Source organism: Bacillota bacterium LX-D (genome assembly GCA_031628995.1).
GTDB lineage: Bacteria > Bacillota > DUOV01 > DUOV01 > Zhaonellaceae > JAVLUO01.
This window is the reverse complement of the sequence record JAVLUO010000001.1, coordinates 1-15,426: the sequence shown is the minus strand read 5'-3', so window position 1 is coordinate 15,426 and position 15,426 is coordinate 1. Positions and strand designations below refer to the sequence as shown.

General features: G+C 38.2%; 20 protein-coding genes, 2 pseudogenes and 1 riboswitch. Of the genes and pseudogenes, 21 read left to right on the top strand and 1 reads right to left on the bottom strand.

What is annotated here, in order from left to right; genetic code table 11:
- Nucleotides 1-11 precede the first annotated feature (11 nt).
- From RDV78_00110 to RDV78_00095, 4 genes are all read left to right on the top strand, one after another.
- The gene (locus RDV78_00110; protein ID MDS1028901.1) at nt 12-2,108 is read left to right on the top strand and encodes an AAA family ATPase; all 2,097 of its coding nucleotides are present in this window, start codon (nt 12-14) and stop codon (nt 2,106-2,108) included.
- Entirely contained in the window at nt 2,083-3,399 is a 1,317-nt protein-coding gene (locus tag RDV78_00105) for a hypothetical protein (GenBank protein MDS1028900.1), read from the top strand. The genes RDV78_00110 and RDV78_00105 overlap by 26 nt, the downstream gene beginning before the upstream one ends.
- 28 nt (nt 3,400-3,427) lie before the next feature.
- The gene (locus tag RDV78_00100) at nt 3,428-3,556 is read left to right on the top strand and encodes a hypothetical protein (protein ID MDS1028899.1); all 129 of its coding nucleotides are present in this window, start codon (nt 3,428-3,430) and stop codon (nt 3,554-3,556) included.
- Nucleotides 3,557-3,633: 77 nt separating this feature from the next.
- Nucleotides 3,634-5,157 carry a hypothetical protein gene (locus tag RDV78_00095; protein MDS1028898.1) on the top strand — a complete coding sequence of 508 codons (1,524 nt, stop codon included), beginning with the start codon at nt 3,634-3,636 and terminating at the stop codon, nt 5,155-5,157.
- A 466-nt stretch (nt 5,158-5,623) separates the two neighbouring features.
- Here RDV78_00095 and RDV78_00090 read toward each other — a convergent pair.
- A pseudogene (locus tag RDV78_00090) lies at nt 5,624-5,713 on the bottom strand (very short patch repair endonuclease).
- A gap of 95 nt (nt 5,714-5,808) precedes the next feature.
- Between RDV78_00090 and RDV78_00085 the strand changes: the two are divergent.
- The 17 genes and pseudogenes from RDV78_00085 to RDV78_00005 all read left to right on the top strand — a co-directional run bounded on the left by RDV78_00085 (nt 5,809) and on the right by RDV78_00005 (nt 15,338).
- A complete protein-coding gene (locus RDV78_00085; GenBank protein MDS1028897.1) occupies nt 5,809-6,390 on the top strand; it encodes a TetR/AcrR family transcriptional regulator in 582 nt (193 codons plus the stop codon).
- A gap of 33 nt (nt 6,391-6,423) precedes the next feature.
- Nucleotides 6,424-6,762, top strand: coding sequence for a hypothetical protein (locus RDV78_00080; protein ID MDS1028896.1), 339 nt, complete (start codon nt 6,424-6,426; stop codon nt 6,760-6,762).
- A gap of 298 nt (nt 6,763-7,060) precedes the next feature.
- Nucleotides 7,061-7,171: a 3-oxoacyl-[acyl-carrier-protein] synthase III C-terminal domain-containing protein gene (locus tag RDV78_00075; protein MDS1028895.1), complete on the top strand. Its 111-nt coding sequence runs from the start codon at nt 7,061-7,063 to the stop codon at nt 7,169-7,171.
- A gap of 37 nt (nt 7,172-7,208) precedes the next feature.
- On the top strand, nt 7,209-8,900 hold the full coding sequence (gene ubiB / locus RDV78_00070; protein MDS1028894.1) for a 2-polyprenylphenol 6-hydroxylase: 1,692 nt from the start codon (nt 7,209-7,211) through the stop codon (nt 8,898-8,900).
- Nucleotides 8,901-8,977: 77 nt separating this feature from the next.
- Nucleotides 8,978-9,067: a hypothetical protein gene (locus RDV78_00065; GenBank protein ID MDS1028893.1), complete on the top strand. Its 90-nt coding sequence runs from the start codon at nt 8,978-8,980 to the stop codon at nt 9,065-9,067.
- A 300-nt stretch (nt 9,068-9,367) separates the two neighbouring features.
- Nucleotides 9,368-9,571, top strand: coding sequence for a hypothetical protein (locus tag RDV78_00060; protein MDS1028892.1), 204 nt, complete (start codon nt 9,368-9,370; stop codon nt 9,569-9,571).
- A 490-nt stretch (nt 9,572-10,061) separates the two neighbouring features.
- The gene (locus tag RDV78_00055; protein ID MDS1028891.1) at nt 10,062-10,820 is read left to right on the top strand and encodes a hypothetical protein; all 759 of its coding nucleotides are present in this window, start codon (nt 10,062-10,064) and stop codon (nt 10,818-10,820) included.
- Between the two features lie 6 nt (nt 10,821-10,826).
- Nucleotides 10,827-11,252 carry a hypothetical protein gene (locus RDV78_00050; GenBank protein MDS1028890.1) on the top strand — a complete coding sequence of 142 codons (426 nt, stop codon included), beginning with the start codon at nt 10,827-10,829 and terminating at the stop codon, nt 11,250-11,252.
- A complete protein-coding gene (locus RDV78_00045) occupies nt 11,249-12,292 on the top strand; it encodes an ATP-binding domain-containing protein (GenBank protein MDS1028889.1) in 1,044 nt (347 codons plus the stop codon). Before RDV78_00050 ends, RDV78_00045 begins: the two co-directional genes overlap by 4 nt.
- A gap of 291 nt (nt 12,293-12,583) precedes the next feature.
- Nucleotides 12,584-12,675, top strand: a riboswitch (cyclic di-GMP riboswitch).
- A 152-nt stretch (nt 12,676-12,827) separates the two neighbouring features.
- Complete coding sequence (locus tag RDV78_00040) at nt 12,828-13,217, top strand: hypothetical protein (protein MDS1028888.1); 390 nt, start codon at nt 12,828-12,830, stop codon at nt 13,215-13,217.
- 60 nt (nt 13,218-13,277) lie between these two features.
- Nucleotides 13,278-13,595: a carboxymuconolactone decarboxylase family protein gene (locus RDV78_00035; protein MDS1028887.1), complete on the top strand. Its 318-nt coding sequence runs from the start codon at nt 13,278-13,280 to the stop codon at nt 13,593-13,595.
- Nucleotides 13,596-13,597: 2 nt separating this feature from the next.
- Nucleotides 13,598-13,855 carry a TfoX/Sxy family protein gene (locus RDV78_00030; GenBank protein MDS1028886.1) on the top strand — a complete coding sequence of 86 codons (258 nt, stop codon included), beginning with the start codon at nt 13,598-13,600 and terminating at the stop codon, nt 13,853-13,855.
- A 133-nt stretch (nt 13,856-13,988) separates the two neighbouring features.
- The gene (locus RDV78_00025) at nt 13,989-14,261 is read left to right on the top strand and encodes a helix-turn-helix domain-containing protein (GenBank protein MDS1028885.1); all 273 of its coding nucleotides are present in this window, start codon (nt 13,989-13,991) and stop codon (nt 14,259-14,261) included.
- Complete coding sequence (gene tnpB, locus RDV78_00020) at nt 14,258-14,416, top strand: IS66 family insertion sequence element accessory protein TnpB (GenBank protein ID MDS1028884.1); 159 nt, start codon at nt 14,258-14,260, stop codon at nt 14,414-14,416. Before RDV78_00025 ends, tnpB begins: the two co-directional genes overlap by 4 nt.
- Nucleotides 14,413-14,601, top strand: a pseudogene (locus tag RDV78_00015) (IS66 family transposase zinc-finger binding domain-containing protein). Before tnpB ends, RDV78_00015 begins: the two are co-directional and overlap by 4 nt.
- Before the next feature lie 64 nt (nt 14,602-14,665).
- Entirely contained in the window at nt 14,666-14,947 is a 282-nt protein-coding gene (locus tag RDV78_00010) for a DUF3795 domain-containing protein (protein MDS1028883.1), read from the top strand.
- On the top strand, nt 14,934-15,338 hold the full coding sequence (locus tag RDV78_00005; GenBank protein MDS1028882.1) for an MmcQ/YjbR family DNA-binding protein: 405 nt from the start codon (nt 14,934-14,936) through the stop codon (nt 15,336-15,338). Before RDV78_00010 ends, RDV78_00005 begins: the two co-directional genes overlap by 14 nt.
- Nucleotides 15,339-15,426 lie beyond the last annotated feature (88 nt).

The window sequence follows — 15,426 nt, the reverse complement described above, 5'->3', positions numbered from 1 at the left end:
GGAGGTGCAGCATGGCTATACCAAAAATAAAAAAACAGGACATCATCGACGCCTTAAAGTACATCGATGAGAACGGAGTACCTTTCCATAACCAGAGCACAAAGTATGAACTTGTGACTGAGGATGGAAAGAAATACCCGCCGAAGTATGTGGTGGCCGTAGCTGCTCATATAGCAAGCGGTACGGATATTTCTACAGAGGGATTTAATGCCGTGGAAGCAAAGAGCTATCTGGAAGGTCAGGATTTCAATATTCAAGCAAAACAACAGGAAAAGTTTGAACTGTCCATTACTGCTGAGAGCATTGAATCTACGGATGAGCGTTTCACAATGGATAACCTGGGTCTCGGCGACAACTATAAGCCGCTTGATGTGTATTTCAAGAAGGCAAACGGTGATGTGGTTAAACGATCCTATAGTAAAGGTGAAAGAAGAAATTCAAATCAGACCATGCCTCGCATTGCATGTCAGATATTCGAGAAGCAGATTGCAGGTCTGTCTGTGGAAGAAAAGGAAAATTTCCCTATCTGCAAATACAATCCGGACACCGAAATGATCCGTGGTATCTATACAAGCGTGGATGAATTCAAAAAGCATCGGAATACCATAGAGTATTTGACATACGGTTATGATAATGGTAGACAGTTCGTCATTTATTGCTGGAACATCTTTTCAACGATTATTTTCGTTCAGGAATGCCTTAAGCGTTTCGGAGAACCCGGAGATCAATTCATTCTGACCTACCGTGAAAAAGATGAGAAAGAGACAAAAGCTGCGGAGACCGAGGCGGCGGCTCAGGAGGAACTTGTCCAGCAGTTCAAGGGCTACAGAAATCCCTTCTCTTCTATGCTGATAGCATCAAAGAACCTGATTTTCAGAGGTGCGCCAGGTACCGGCAAGTCATATCTTGCAAAGGAAATTGCTACAGACATTATTAGTAATGGGTACTTTGACGACTACACTCTTCTCACCGATGAGCAAAAAAAGCAAGTGGAATTTGTGCAGTTCCATCCGAGTTACGACTACTCTGATTTCGTCGAAGGATTAAGACCGAAGATAAATGACGATGGGACTATGGGCTTTGAACTGCAGGACGGCATCTTCAAGAAGTTTGTTAACCGTGCTAGGAAGAATTATGAAGACTCCCAGAAATCCAAGGAAACTATAGAGAAGGAAATCTCCGTACAGGAATCCATGACAGAATTCTTCTCCAACATCGAACTTGGCGTGGATACCTTCAAGACGATTAACGGCAATGAGTTTACCATTACCAGCGTGGATGATAAGCACATTAATATTTCCATTCCGGGAAACGCCACCGTTAATAAACTCACTCTGAATCTGGATGAAGTCAAAAAGATGCTGGAATCCGGTCAGAAGTTCGATAGGATAAAAGACATCACGACGTTCTTCGGAAAGTCATTTGCAACACAGGCATATTCCTATGACTTTGCAATTTACAAAGCAATCAAGGCTAAAAAAAGTGCGGGCTCAAAGGCAAAGGTGAAGCAGGAAGAACTGAAAAAGTACATCTTCATTATCGATGAGATTAACCGTGGTGAAATTTCAAAAATATTCGGTGAACTGTTCTTTGCGATAGACCCTGGATACCGCGGCAAAGCTGGAGAAATTTCCACGCAATATGCAACTCTGCATTCTGACCCGGATGAGAAGTTTTATATCTCAGAGAATGTCTATATCATCGGTACTATGAATGATATCGACCGCTCTGTAGACAGCTTTGACTTTGCTATGCGCAGGCGTTTCCGATTCGTAGAGCTTAAAGCGGATGAGTGTCTTGAGATGCTGGCTTCCCTGGAAAACGAGGAACTGGAAGCCGAGGCAATCAAGAGAATGTCTGCACTTAATAAGGAAATCGCAAATGTCGAGGATTTAAATGAAAATTACCAAATTGGCGCAGCCTATTTCCTAAAGTTGAAGACTCTCGATTTCGATCAGCTTTGGACGGATTATCTGCAGCCGCTTCTGCAGGAATACATTCATGGAATGTACGATGAGGAAGGGATCATGAACAGATTTGCGAAAGCATACGGTTATCAGAAGCCTGTTGAAGGTGATGTTAATGAAACTACTCAAGATCAAGGATAATTCACAACAGAAAAAAGATACCTTTTCTAATATCGGAAACCTTACGGGCAAGATAGCTGACAAGACATTAGAGCAACTTGAACGTGAAGGTATATTCGTGTTCCCGGAAGTTGTAAAAGACGCTGAGGATATAACGCGGGATCAGATGATAATTCAGAGCGTCAACGATTCCTATCGTTCTGGCAATGTTATGGGATTCCTTGGATGCGGAGATGAACGGCTTATAATTGAGTCTCGTTTTTGCGGCGAAGAAGGAGATTATTTTTTCCAGTATCTCCTCGACAGAGTATTGAACTTTCCGAATATTGTGAATTTAGAAACTGATGCCAATCAGGATAATAGACTGTTCAATTTCCTGCTGTTTCTGTTTCCGTATTATCTCAAAACGGCTATGCGAAAAGGCCTTTTTAAGAAATATATTTGTCACAGATATAATGATGGAAATGTAAAAGGCACCATTGATATCGCAAGACACATTGAACAGAACACTCCTTTTACCGGGAATGTTGCTTATAGTCAGAGGGAGTTCTCGTATGATAACAGTCTGATGGAACTGATACGCCATACCATAGAATTTATCAAAAGAAAGCCCTATGGAAACAATCTTCTCATAAAGGTAAAGGATGAGGTAAAACTCGTTATGGAAGCCACGCCTGGATACGAGCCATACGATAGAGAGAGAATCATTGAACAGAATAAAAAGAATACCATTCGCCATGCGTATTTCCGAGAATATCTTGATTTGCAAAAGCTATGTCTTTTGATTCTGCGGCACCAAAAACACCAGATTGGTTCGGGATCAAAGCAAATATACGGCATCCTTTTTGACGGCGCTTGGTTGTGGGAGGAATATGTTAGCTCACTCATTGAGGATATTTTCTATCATCCGATGAATAAAGGAGGTAAAGGAGCGCAACGCTTGTTTGACGGGAATATCGGTCTGATTTACCCGGATTTTATCAGCCGGGACAATGAGGCACGAATAATCGCAGATGCAAAGTACAAACCAATTGACAATATCGGAAATCGAGATTATTTGCAGGTGCTGGCGTATATGTTCCGTTTTGACGCTAAGGCCGGTTACTATCTTTACCCAGAAGCGGAAGGCTCGGATGATTTGAGATTATGGATGAATCGCGGCTCGACTTATGAAGCGAATGTCATGCCGCGTGACGATATAAGCATTACCAAGCATGGCTTAAAAATCCCTGTAGATGTATCGGACTATGCTGGATTTGTTACGAAAATGAAGACCCATGAACAAGAGTTTAAAAAGGTGTTTTCTTGTTGATTTTGAGAGCCGTCTATGAGGATATCCTATGAAGTATAAGTTAAAGGTTCAAGCCCTTGTTGAGAAGCGCGGCCTCTTCGGTGTTAAGAAAGCCGTTATGGAGACACGCACCATCGAGGTGGACGGTAAAACCTATAAGAAAATGAAAAATGAATAGGAAAAAAGTCCATATAGCGTTGAAGAGATTATGTTATATGATGATATATTCGACGGTGACTAACGGGAGGAAAAGGCATGACAGCGAAAAAAGAAGTACATGACTTTGCTGTAAAATATCATAGCCTATATGTGAATCCTCAAACCGTAGAATCAGAGGTTGAGGAAGGATTTGCTGACCAGTGTTTTACTTTCAGATTCGAGATGGATTGTGGCAAAAGGTTTATAGATACTTTTTCAAATGATGCGTTTTATAAAAATGATGCTCTGGATAAAGTGATTGATGAAATTGACGATGTTGACCTTCTTGGCTCAGCAATATTTTCACATTGGAGATATGTAACGCATTGGGCTGATTATTCTTCTCTGCTGGATGATGAGCATCGTCCTTGGTTTATCACTGCGTTCGGCAGACTGGCTGTGATTACTGAGGAACCAGAAACAAGTACATTTATATTTGAGGGCACACTTCAGAAAATACAGCTGACTTCAAACAATATCTGTTATGGTCCTTGCCCGGAGCCAGAAGATGAAATCGAACAGCACTTAACCATAACCTCAGACGGACGGGTGTGGCTTTCAAGATACCGTTTTGGTGTTATGGGAGACGAACACGAGCTTATTGAAAAGCTGTCCTTTAGCATTTCGACAGAAGCCGTCAATGAGATTATGACGGCAATAAGCAGCTATTTCAGTGATGAGTACGACATTAATTTTGTTACAGATGTTGGATCATGGGACCTAACACTCACAAATACTGACGGGCAAACATACAAAATTACCGGTCCGCTGATTTACGATTTATATACTCCATCAGGTGGATTATCAGATTTAATTCGTTCAAAACTGGGACGTAACGATCTTTTTGTGTTTGATGGCAATCCGGATGCCATTACAAGGATTGAGATAAAGTATCATCGTAACACTAAAATCAAGCCCAGAGTTCAGGAGGACACTACATGGGAGTATGTCACATGGGATTATAACGAGCTGCTTACTATTGATCGCGATTCGGAAACGCTGGAGCACATTAGAGAAATCGGAACTGGCTGCAAAGTGACAAACAGCTATTATGTGCAGGAAGGGATCACAAGGTTTTTGGATGATATTGATATAGATGCTTTTTCTGAAATTGAAGGTAATCCTCCCGACGTTGTCGAAGATCCGTTGGAAAGCAAAGACTATACGATCACAGTGTTTACTAAACATGGTGATACGCACATTGTGACCGGCACATTTGACAAGAAGGGCCTTCCTGCAGACTGGCCTGACTTCATTAACAATGTTTATGAGTTTATGGCTTTTTATGGACTTGGCGAGCTTTTCGATGAAAGAGTATATGGAAAAGCCAAGCGCAGGCAATCTGACTTTATTTTCTGCAATGTGGAATTTGAGGATGGTGGCCGTACATACTGTTATCTTGCGGACAGCGATGATTTTTGCGAAGGTGACTTGGTGGTTGTTCCAGCTGGTCCAGATAACCATGAGGCCGTTGTGAGGATTGAATCCATAGAATACCATTCATCAGAAAGTGCTCCGTTCCCAATTGAAAAGATAAAACACATCCAGAGAAAATATGAAGAGAATGAGACTCATAAGTGAGCATAATATGGGGGTCATTATATCGCAAAATGAAATATTAAACCATATCTCGACTTATTCCCACGAAAGGGCAAAAACTGTTGACCTGTTCCCGCGAACCGATAATACCCATAAAAACCATGCTCGACCTGTTCCCTTATACGGAAAAACAGAAAAATACATACCAGACATCAATCTGATGCTATCGTTCCATGTTGAGAGTGTCGTATTGATGTCAAGGGTGGAAAATAAATAAGGCTGAAAACCCTTATTTCTTGTGTTCATGGAAACAGGTCAACTGCCTTGATATAGGTAGGGTTGAGTTGACAGAATGGATAATGGCTGTTTTTGTATGGGTTGAGTTGACAGGATAGATGTTAGTTGAGGAAATAAAAAGGAAAATTTTTGTGGAAAAAGGGACAATCTCCACTTTTCCAAAATGGTGAAAACAATAAGAATCCTTAAGACTTTATTATCAAAAGTCAGAACAACCGACATGCATATGCCAAAAGCAACCATTAACAAAAACTATTGTCTTATACTTAGGTAAAACTATATCGGGGTGCCCAGGATATCTAAGCTATCCCGGTCGACTATATTGATTTAACAAATGAACAATGATATAATTCTTTGTAAGACGTACGTCCGAATTATAGTGAAAGGGGTGATAAAATGAAACAAGACGCAGAAACGAAGAATCAGTCAGAAAAAATCTTACTTGCAGCCTTTCACTGCATATCATCAAAAGGTTACGCTAATGTCTCTTTAAGAGATATTGCTAATGAAGCAGGTGTAGTTTTAAGCCAACTAAATTATTACTACAAGAATAAAGAGGGTTTGTTTACAGAAGTTATCAAACTGATGGCACAAAAATATTTAAGGGAAGTAGAGCAGTGTTTACAGAAAGGGGATGTCCCTAAAGATAAAATTTCTTCTTTAATAAAATATTTTCGGGAAATGTTAAAAAGTAATCCTGCACTTTTTCGCATGCTATATGACTTAACAGGCCTAGCCCTCTGGTCTTCTTCTTTTAAAGATTTGCTGTGTAACCTTTTTAAAGGTCTATCTGATTTGATAGAAAAACACATTTTACATGACATCCCAATGAAGGAGAATTTAGAGAGATATTCTCCTAAGTCTATAGCTAGAATGATTCTTGGTGCAATGTTAGGAACTGCCATACAGGTAATTTTAGACTCCGAAGAAGAAAACTTACCTCAAGCATTAAATGCGGTAGAAATAATATTTGAATAAAGTTTAGCTTAATAATGAAAGGAGAAGTTATTAATGTTAAATTTATTAGAAAGATCAATGAATCTCGGTTTAGGTTTATTTGCATACTCAAGAGAAAAAATTGAAGCAGTAGTAGATGAACTCGTAAATAAAGGGGAAGTCTCGAGAAAAGATGCTCAAAAACTCGTTAGCGACTTAGTTAAAAAAGGAGCGGAGCAGCGAGAAGAGCTTAAAAAATTGATTAAAGACGAAATCAAAGAATCATTAGACTATGTGAATGTAGCAAGGAAAGAAGATTTGCTTACTAAAGACGATATAAAAAATATTATAAGAGAGCAACTTATTCAGGTGTTAGAGCAAAATGCAAATTGTAAAAAAGAAGATAAAGATTAACACTTTAAAAAAAGTCAAGTTATACTAAATATATAGTACGGACGTCCGAATATTTTATGGTAAAGTTTATGTGAAATATTACAACCCTCTAAGGTAACAGGCCTAGAAAATATACTGGGGTAACCTGTAATTTTTGTCTGTAACCATCTCTCCAATGCCGATGGCATCATTTTCGTGATATTCTGGCTCACCGGCAGGCAGTTTTTCTGGCAGGGATAAAACTGCAGGACGAAGGGAAAGAAGAAAAGTAGAATATAATATTAGCACTCCAGACATAGCTTGTAAATGCGGCAGTATCTTGTCCGAAGCCTTTATTAAAAAACAAATAAAAACAGGTGATATAATATTACTCATTGGTTTTGGAGCGGGGTTAACGTGGGGAGCCAGTATAATGAAATGGTATAGCTGAAATCAGTTAAAGAATAAAAATAGGTTGTGATTTAAATTTGGTAATTAATCGATATGAACATCTTAAAAGGTATCAAGAGATAATTGTGGTCTTTGCCAGGCATGGTTTTGGTGTCTTTATTGACCAACTAGGCCTTTTTAGGTATCTGAATATCAAAAAAAGAATAATAAAAATCGAAGCGGAAAATGAGTATGCAAAACTTTCTATAGGTGAGAGATTAAGAGTGGCATTAGAGGAATTAGGGCCAACTTTTATCAAACTCGGACAAGTAATCAGTACAAGACCCGATCTTTTCTCTAAAGAAATTATTAATGAACTAGAAAAATTACAGGATGCCGTACAACTCTTGCCTTTTTCAGATATCAGGTCTGTAATTGAGAATGAGTTTGATGAAAAATTGGAAAATATCTATACCGAGTTCACTGAAAAACCTTTGGCAGCAGCATCGATAGCACAGGTTCACCTCGCCAGATTAAGGTCAGGTAAACAAGTAGTAGTTAAGGTTCAAAGGCCGGGAATAGAAAGAAATATTGATTTAGACTTGAAGATATTAAAAGACCTTGCCTATTTTATTGATAATCACACTCAATATGGTAAGCTCTATAATTTCAGTAAAATGGTTAAAGAATTTGAAAATACTTTAAAAAATGAATTGGATTTTAGAGTAGAAGGAGAAAACGCAGAAACTTTCAAAAGAAACTTCTCTAAAGACAAGGGTATTTTAGTACCGTCAATCAGTTGGATTCATACAACAAGACGTGTCCTGACAATGGAGTATATTGACGGGATACGGCTATCTGATTTTGACGCGTTAGAAAAAGCGGGGATTGACCGTAAGCTGATAGCCAAGAAGCTTGCCACATCAATATTTAATCAGGTATTGAGAGATGGCTTTTTTCATGGCGATCCTCACCCGGGGAATATTATGGTTTTACCCGACAATACCATCGCCTTTTTAGATTTAGGTATGGTAGGAAAACTAAGCGAAGAACGTAAAATCCAGTTCCTCAAAATATTAATTGGTGTTACCTCTAAAAACAGCAAGTTAATTGTGGAGGCTCTGATGGAGCTGAATGCTATAACAGCCAGGGTTAATACAAATAAACTTGAAAAAGAATTCGACGCAATAAGAAATAATTATTTATCGCACGAGCTAAATAAGCTAAAAATTGGTGAATTGCTGAATGAGGTTTTTAAAATAGCCTTTTCCTATAAAATTATGCTTCCACCTGAATTTACAATGCTGGCAAAATCACTAATTACTATGGAAGGATTAGTAGAAAAACTTGACCCCCAGCTAAGCGTTTTAGAAATTGCGGAACCAATCGCTAAAAAATTAGCGTTTGCTACTTTGTCGCCAGAATATTTTGCGAAAATATTTTTTAGAGGAATAACTAATTATAGCAGTTTAATAAAGGAATTACCTATTTTTATCCTTAGTTTTATAAAGAGAATAGAAGAGGAGGATTTCACATTCTATTTTAAGATTCAAGATATTGAAAAAATAATAAGAAGAATAGATAGAATATCCAATCGAATTTCCTTTAGTATCGTACTTTTGGCGGTAAGTATAATTATTGCCGGAATTATTATCGGTTCAGGAATGAGTGCCCATACCGGAGTAGAAGTCTATCAATTAAATATAGTACTTTTAAAAATAGGATTAGCTGTTGCCGGAATAATAACAATAGGTCTTGTACTTTCAGTCTTTCGCTCAGGTCTTTTTTAAGACTTCTTTTTATATAGGGGAGAGGTAATTAAGGAGCCATATTATTGATGTAGTACTTTTTTGCTTTTTATGCTTTTATTGGGTGGACTTTAGAATCAATTTATGCAAGTGTTTCCGAAAAACGTTTTATAAATAGGGGATTTTTGTCAGGACCATTTTGTCCATAGCACTGGAAAATGCTAATAGAATATTTACTTTAAATGAAATAGAGCAGGATATTATCTAAAAACATATGTGGCCGCTGACTATTATGCCGCCCAAATATTATGAATCACTTATAGTTTGTATTGTGGATACGTATTGTGCAACCCTGGAAATTGTCAATAGTTCCAAACTTACGCAATCCAATAATAAATCTGTTCTGTTTTAAGGGAGTGAGAATGGTTGTTTGAACCTTTACGGGGAAAATCGCTTATATTAGCCCAGTTTCTATTCCTACAGGGCAGTTTTTTCCGATCAAGGTCACAGTGGATAATTCGGATGGACTCTTAAAGGCGGGGATGACGGCCATAGCCAAGATTTCCGTGCAAATTCCATCGGCCTTAGTTATTCCAAATTCAGCACTCCTCCATCAAGATGATAAGGATTATGTAATAGTTGTGAAAGATGGAAAAGCAGTGCAAACTACTGTTCGCGTAGGTCTTGCAAATCTCACTCATTTTAGATTGTAATTCTACATAGAGATATAAACACCTATAATGTATCTTCGTGACCGGTCAGGCAAGGACGTCAAGTGTTGTCCGACGATTGGTACTATTGCCGGAGAATTGAAACTTCGCTTTATTAAATGTTTTTCGTAAAGGATCACGTAGAGAAGTTAATTTGTAGACTTCTATCTGAATAATAAGGGGTGGTTTCGTTTAGCATGGGTTGAAATAATTGGAGGTCAGCGCCCCAAAAGTAATGAAATAGCTACAGTACAGACGGTAGATACTTTTGTTGACAGCCTCATAACTATTTGGAGAAATCTGTATGGAGTAGAACTGCAAAAAGAAAAGATGAAATATGCACTTCACAACGTGCACTGTTATATACATGGCGAAGTTTCTATCTATATTGCTAGAAGATCACTTATACCAGAAGAAAACGAGTTCAAGAAATATGTTACTAAAGAGGCTGTCAAAATAATGAAATTGCTTTTGAATAGTAGGGGGTGATTTTATGGGTGAATATGAAGAAAATCTAATAATTGAGACTAACTATTTAGAGCAGACCCTTGCTGTTGTAAAAAATAAATTAGAAGAGGAACAGCATAATATTGCGGAAAAAAAAGAGAATTTAATTGCTTCAAGACGGGATATGTATGAAAATACGGCTCATTTTTCAAATGACTTTGATAAACTTACCGAAATGGTTCAGCACCTGAGTCCTCTGGAAGTGCAAACGTATGACTATGAAGCTACCGCAAAAAGAATAGAAAAATACAAGAAGCTATTAAATTCACCTTACTTTGCCAGAATAGATTTCATTGAAGAAGGCTTTGACAAGGAAAGTATATACATTGGGCTTGGAAATCTGACGGATGATAAAACTTATAACACCTATGTTTATGATTGGCGAGCACCCATATCAAGTATATTCTACCGGTATGAACTTGGAGAGGTTAGCTATCAAGCACCGTGTGGAACTGTAAAAGGTGAAGTTACGTTAAAACGTCAATATGAAATAAAAAATGGTAAGCTGCAATATTTTTTTGATTCAAGCGTAAGTGTTATGGACGATATACTCAAAAAAGTATTATCCGGTCATGTATCATCAAAAATGAAAACCATTGTAGAAACCATCCAAAGAGAGCAGGACATAATTATTCGTGACATTGAGAATGAGCTTGTGATTGTTCAGGGCGTTGCGGGAAGCGGGAAAACTTCTGTAGCTTTGCACAGAGTAGCCTTTTTAATGTATCAGGGCCTTACCGAATAACTTGGAATGAATAATATTGTCCTTATCTCCCCCAACTTCTTATTTGGTCAGTATATTTCCAATGTTTTACCTGAACTTGGTGAAGAGAACATTGCAACCCTTACTTTTGAAAATATTTTTGCAACCATTTTTGAGAACAGTATCGGAGTTAAAAGCAGAAATTCATTACTTGAAGAAATTATAACCTCAGATGATACAAAGAAAAAAGAATTGCTCAAGTCAAGTATAGAGTTTAAGCTGTCTAAAACTTTTCTTATTCTGCTTGAACGGTTTATAAGGCATTTTGAGCATCGTATGATAGAGTTTTGCGACATTCATTTTAATGGTGAATGTGTTGCAGACCGCCACTTGTTAAAGATGGATTTACTAAACAAGCAAAAAAATTTATACCTGTTGAAAAACGTCTTAAACAAATTGAAACCCGAATCATGAACAGGCTGCAGGAACTTAGAAAAGACAGGCTTATAAAGTTCGAAAAGTTTGTATATGAGCAAACAGATCACCCTTTCGACGCAAAAGCTTTTGCAAGGCTGCTGGCAGCAAAGCAAAGTGCAGCTTTGAGGAAAACAATAGACAAATTTACAAAAATAGACTATTTATCAGTATATAAGACATTGTTTAAGGACAAAGCCCTGTTTTATCGCCTTTCGAAGGGGCTTAATCTGCCGTTGGATATTGAGCAGATATTGGATGATACAAACAAAAACCTTAGTGCAGATAAATTGCGTTATGAAGATGCGATTGTGTTAATGTGTTTAAAAATAAAAATGACTGGCTGCAGTACCTACTCTGATATCAAACAGGTCGTGGTTGATGAAGCACAGGACTACTACCCCATGCATTTTGAAATATTAAAAATACTGTTTCCGAATGCAAAATATACGATTGTGGGTGATATTAACCAAGCCATTGAAAAATGGGCAGATTTATCTATCTATGATGATATTAAAGCAATATTGAACAAACTAAAAACCACAACCGTTTTTATGACTAAAAGCTTTCGATGTTCCTATGAGATTAATACATTCAGCGCAAAATTTATTGATAGCAATATTGCAATAGAAAGCTTTGACAGGCATGGAAGCTTTCCTGAAATAGTGGGCAAATCGAGTATAGATGAACTTGACGATGCAGTAATACAGGATATCGTTCAGTGCCAAAAATTCGGCTATTCCTCAATTGCCATTGTATGTAAAAGTATGAAGAAAGCTAAAGAATTATACAGCAGGATAAATAGCAGGATTGCTGTGGAATTAATAAATGAAGATACGGCTGATACAATGGCGGGAGTGCTTATAGTCCCTGTCTATATGGCCAAGGGGCTTGAATTTGATGCTGTCTTAGTTTATGACACGGATGAGAAAAATTATATGAATGCGGATGACAAGAAGCTTTTGTACATTGCTTGTACAAGAGCTTTGCATAAGTTATCGCTATACTACACAGGTAATATAAGTAAATTATTGTTATAAGTAGTTTGACTACCAGGATGTTCAAGGACTATATACTATCATAATAGTCGGCAGTTGAAGCTTGCTGGATTATTGTCAACTAAAGACGATTAAGGCAGAAAAATCAAAAATTTCAAAGAAGAACTAAATAATGCTTTTCCCTGTCTAAAAATAATTAAAAATATTTTAAGATAACATTTTAATGAAAAGTTGTTATTAGTTGTAATTAGGAAGAAAAAAGAAATAGTAACGCGATATGACAAGATTCAACAAGGTTTGAGCAGTATAATAGTTAATAGATAATAACTAAATAATATTATAAGGTCAAACTGTTGAAAGACAGGGACGCAAAGCCACGGGTCTAAAACGAGCTTTGATATCGCTATGATAGCCGGGGTGCCGAATTAGAGGCAGGGATTGAAGCACAGGCTGGGCAGCGGTGGAAAGCATCACGAGATTTACTTTTCAGACTCGAGGAAGTGCAAGCCTGAAAGCATGAAAACGGTACTCAGGCATCCGGTGGAAAGAGCTTGATTTTATATGGAGTGAAATAAAAATGTCGGGACTGAACAGAATCGCCTGCCTGCAAGACAGAAAGGACGAAGTTCCGAACCAGGAGCTTGCCAGAGAGCTTGCGGCGACTGAAAACTTGGCTGAAAATGTGAAGTGGGACGAAGATGGCAAATTTGATAAAGTTATTGATTTATTCCTTTCATTTTGCGATGATCAGAAACCAATAACCGTTCGCCAGTGCAAGGTAAATCCATATGAAAAGCATCTTTGCACAAAGATTGCAGATAAGCTGATATACATAAAAATAATGGAACGCAGAGAGACACAGAGAAAAATCCTCCTTTTGGATATTCAGAATGTACTGATCGCAATTAATAAGCAGAGCCGGAGAGAAGAGATTGAGATGTATATAAGCAATACCATGACAGGTTGAATTCTTAATAAAAAAGCAAAAAGCGAAGTAATGAAGCTTTTATAGGGAGTGAAAAAGACTATGGATAGCAAAAATGTAAGCAATTCATTTCAGGTGTTTTTGAAAGAAGCGCCAGAGCATTCAAAAGCATGGATGGAGGCAGTGCAAAAGCTTGACGCGGTGTGCAGCCTTGATGAAAAAATGGGGGAAATAGCATATATCGCAGTGCTTGCCGCTGTGGGATTAGAAAGCGGTATTCCATTCCATGTTAAAAGAGCAAAAGAATTAGGTGCTACAAGGGAAGACATCAAAAGTGCAATTCTTCTTGGACTGCCAGCAGTTGGAAACAAGGTTGTCAAAGCACTTCCGATTGCTTTAAACGCTTTTGATGAGGTGTGACTATGGGGAGATTATTGAGCGACCTGCCGAATATTGGTAAGGTAATGGAAAAACGCCTAGTCAAGGCAGGAATAAACGACGTTGAAGCTTTGAGGCAAGTCGGCAGTAAAGAAGCATTTATAAAGCTGCGTTTGCTTGAAGGAGATACCTGTTTTAACTCACTTTGTGCACTTGAAGGCGCCATTCAAGGTATAAGGTGGCATTATTTGAACTGCGAAACAAAAGCAGACTTGAAAAAGTTTTTTGACTCATTCAAATAGTAGGACTGTAAATATTGGCTACACTTTAAGCTGCAACAAAATAAAAAAAGTTGCAGTTTTTTGTTGACTCTCACAGTGTGTACGAACGTCAAGAAAATAGTGTACCAAGCGCCGGGAAAAAAGTAGGCCACTTGTGCCAGTAGCTAGTGGGCAGAGTACGTCAGCATGGTGTGCAGAGCACGATATAAAACTTCCTCAATTACGGTATTGGCTCCGGAAGTTTAAATCCGTAGATACTACCAAAGTAGTCCCAACACAGTGGCTGCCTGTAGAAATAGACAAATTAGGGCCTAATGGCCAGGGCTGCGGTTTAGTTGTAAGAGTAGGGCATGCGGTTACAGAGATCCAACCTGGCTTCACCCCGGCAATACTTAGAGAAGTGGTACGAACACTAAAAGAATTATGATAACCGACCTTGGCATAGAGCAAGTTTACCTAGCATGTGGAAGTACCGATTTACGCAAATCAATTGATGGCTTAGCCGTTTTAGTTAAGGAAGGTTTTGCTCTTGATCCCTTTGCACCCTGTCTTTTTGTCTTTTGCAATCGAAAACGTGAGTGAGGCAAGAACTTAAAATTATTCCTGCCCAAATAAAAGTAATCAAACATGTTCGATACGTGTACTCCTGCCGCAAATGTGAGCATGAAAACATAGCCACACCAATTATTACAGCACCGATGCCCTCCCCGGTTTTTCCTGGAAGCTTGGCATCCCCTTCAGCTATGGCATATATCATTTCTGATAAACTTGACACATTGTTGTCAAGTTTACTGTGATATTATGAGTTAAAAAGTGCAGGGGGTTGTCTTAATGATTAATAAATGCGGGTTATGTTGTAACGAATGTTATGCTTTCCAAAAGGAATGTCCAGGTTGTGAAGAGGTCTGCGGAAAGCCTTTTTGGACTGAATATATTGGCGGAGAGCCATGCCCTGTATATAAATGTTGTGAAGAGAAGGCTTTTCAAAACTGCGGAAAATGCAATGAGCTGCCATGTAAGAAATGGTACGATTTAAAAGACCCCTCGTTAAGTGATGAGGAGCATTTGAACTCCATCAACAAGAGGGTAAGCCTTCTAAGTGAAGGAGAATGAAAGAATTATGGATTTGAATTTCTTAATGAAGCTATGTGAAGAGAAGCAAGGTGCAGAACTTGATTACCATCTTAGATGGGATGCGGCAAGATACAGAGTGGGGAATAAAATGTTTGCTGCCATATCTACTGACAAGGGTTTAAGGATTACGCTCAAATGTGATCCGATATTATCAGATGTATTAAGACAGCAATATCCGCAGGTAGCACCGGGCTACTTCATGAATAAAAAGCATTGGAATACTATAACCGTAGACGGATTAATTCCAGAAGAAGAGCTTAAGAAATGGATTGATATATCCTATTCTCTGGTCTTTAATTCTCTTACAAAAAAGATGCAGAAAGAAATAAGTGAGGTGGGCTTAAGTGGAGAAAGGAAGCGGAGGCTTTAAGATGAGTGAAAAAGCATTTGACTATAAAAAGGAATACAAAGACTTATATATGCCAAAGGACAAGCCGGTATTAATTGAGATTCCGTCT

Bases quoted from the DNA above. Each gene is read 5' to 3' on its own strand.
- RDV78_00110 (MDS1028901.1), top strand. From the start codon at position 12: ATGGCTATACCAAAAATAAAAAAACAGGACATCATCGACGCCTTAAAG.
- RDV78_00105 (MDS1028900.1), top strand. From the start codon at position 2,083: ATGAAACTACTCAAGATCAAGGATAATTCACAACAGAAAAAAGATACC.
- RDV78_00100 (MDS1028899.1), top strand. From the start codon at position 3,428: ATGAAGTATAAGTTAAAGGTTCAAGCCCTTGTTGAGAAGCGCGGCCTC.
- RDV78_00095 (MDS1028898.1), top strand. From the start codon at position 3,634: ATGACAGCGAAAAAAGAAGTACATGACTTTGCTGTAAAATATCATAGC.
- RDV78_00085 (MDS1028897.1), top strand. From the start codon at position 5,809: ATGAAACAAGACGCAGAAACGAAGAATCAGTCAGAAAAAATCTTACTT.
- RDV78_00080 (MDS1028896.1), top strand. From the start codon at position 6,424: ATGTTAAATTTATTAGAAAGATCAATGAATCTCGGTTTAGGTTTATTT.
- RDV78_00055 (MDS1028891.1), top strand. From the start codon at position 10,062: ATGGGTGAATATGAAGAAAATCTAATAATTGAGACTAACTATTTAGAG.
- RDV78_00050 (MDS1028890.1), top strand. From the start codon at position 10,827: ATGAATAATATTGTCCTTATCTCCCCCAACTTCTTATTTGGTCAGTAT.
- RDV78_00045 (MDS1028889.1), top strand. From the start codon at position 11,249: ATGAACAGGCTGCAGGAACTTAGAAAAGACAGGCTTATAAAGTTCGAA.
- RDV78_00040 (MDS1028888.1), top strand. From the start codon at position 12,828: ATGTCGGGACTGAACAGAATCGCCTGCCTGCAAGACAGAAAGGACGAA.
- RDV78_00035 (MDS1028887.1), top strand. From the start codon at position 13,278: ATGGATAGCAAAAATGTAAGCAATTCATTTCAGGTGTTTTTGAAAGAA.
- RDV78_00030 (MDS1028886.1), top strand. From the start codon at position 13,598: ATGGGGAGATTATTGAGCGACCTGCCGAATATTGGTAAGGTAATGGAA.
- tnpB (MDS1028884.1), top strand. From the start codon at position 14,258: ATGATAACCGACCTTGGCATAGAGCAAGTTTACCTAGCATGTGGAAGT.
- RDV78_00010 (MDS1028883.1), top strand. From the start codon at position 14,666: ATGATTAATAAATGCGGGTTATGTTGTAACGAATGTTATGCTTTCCAA.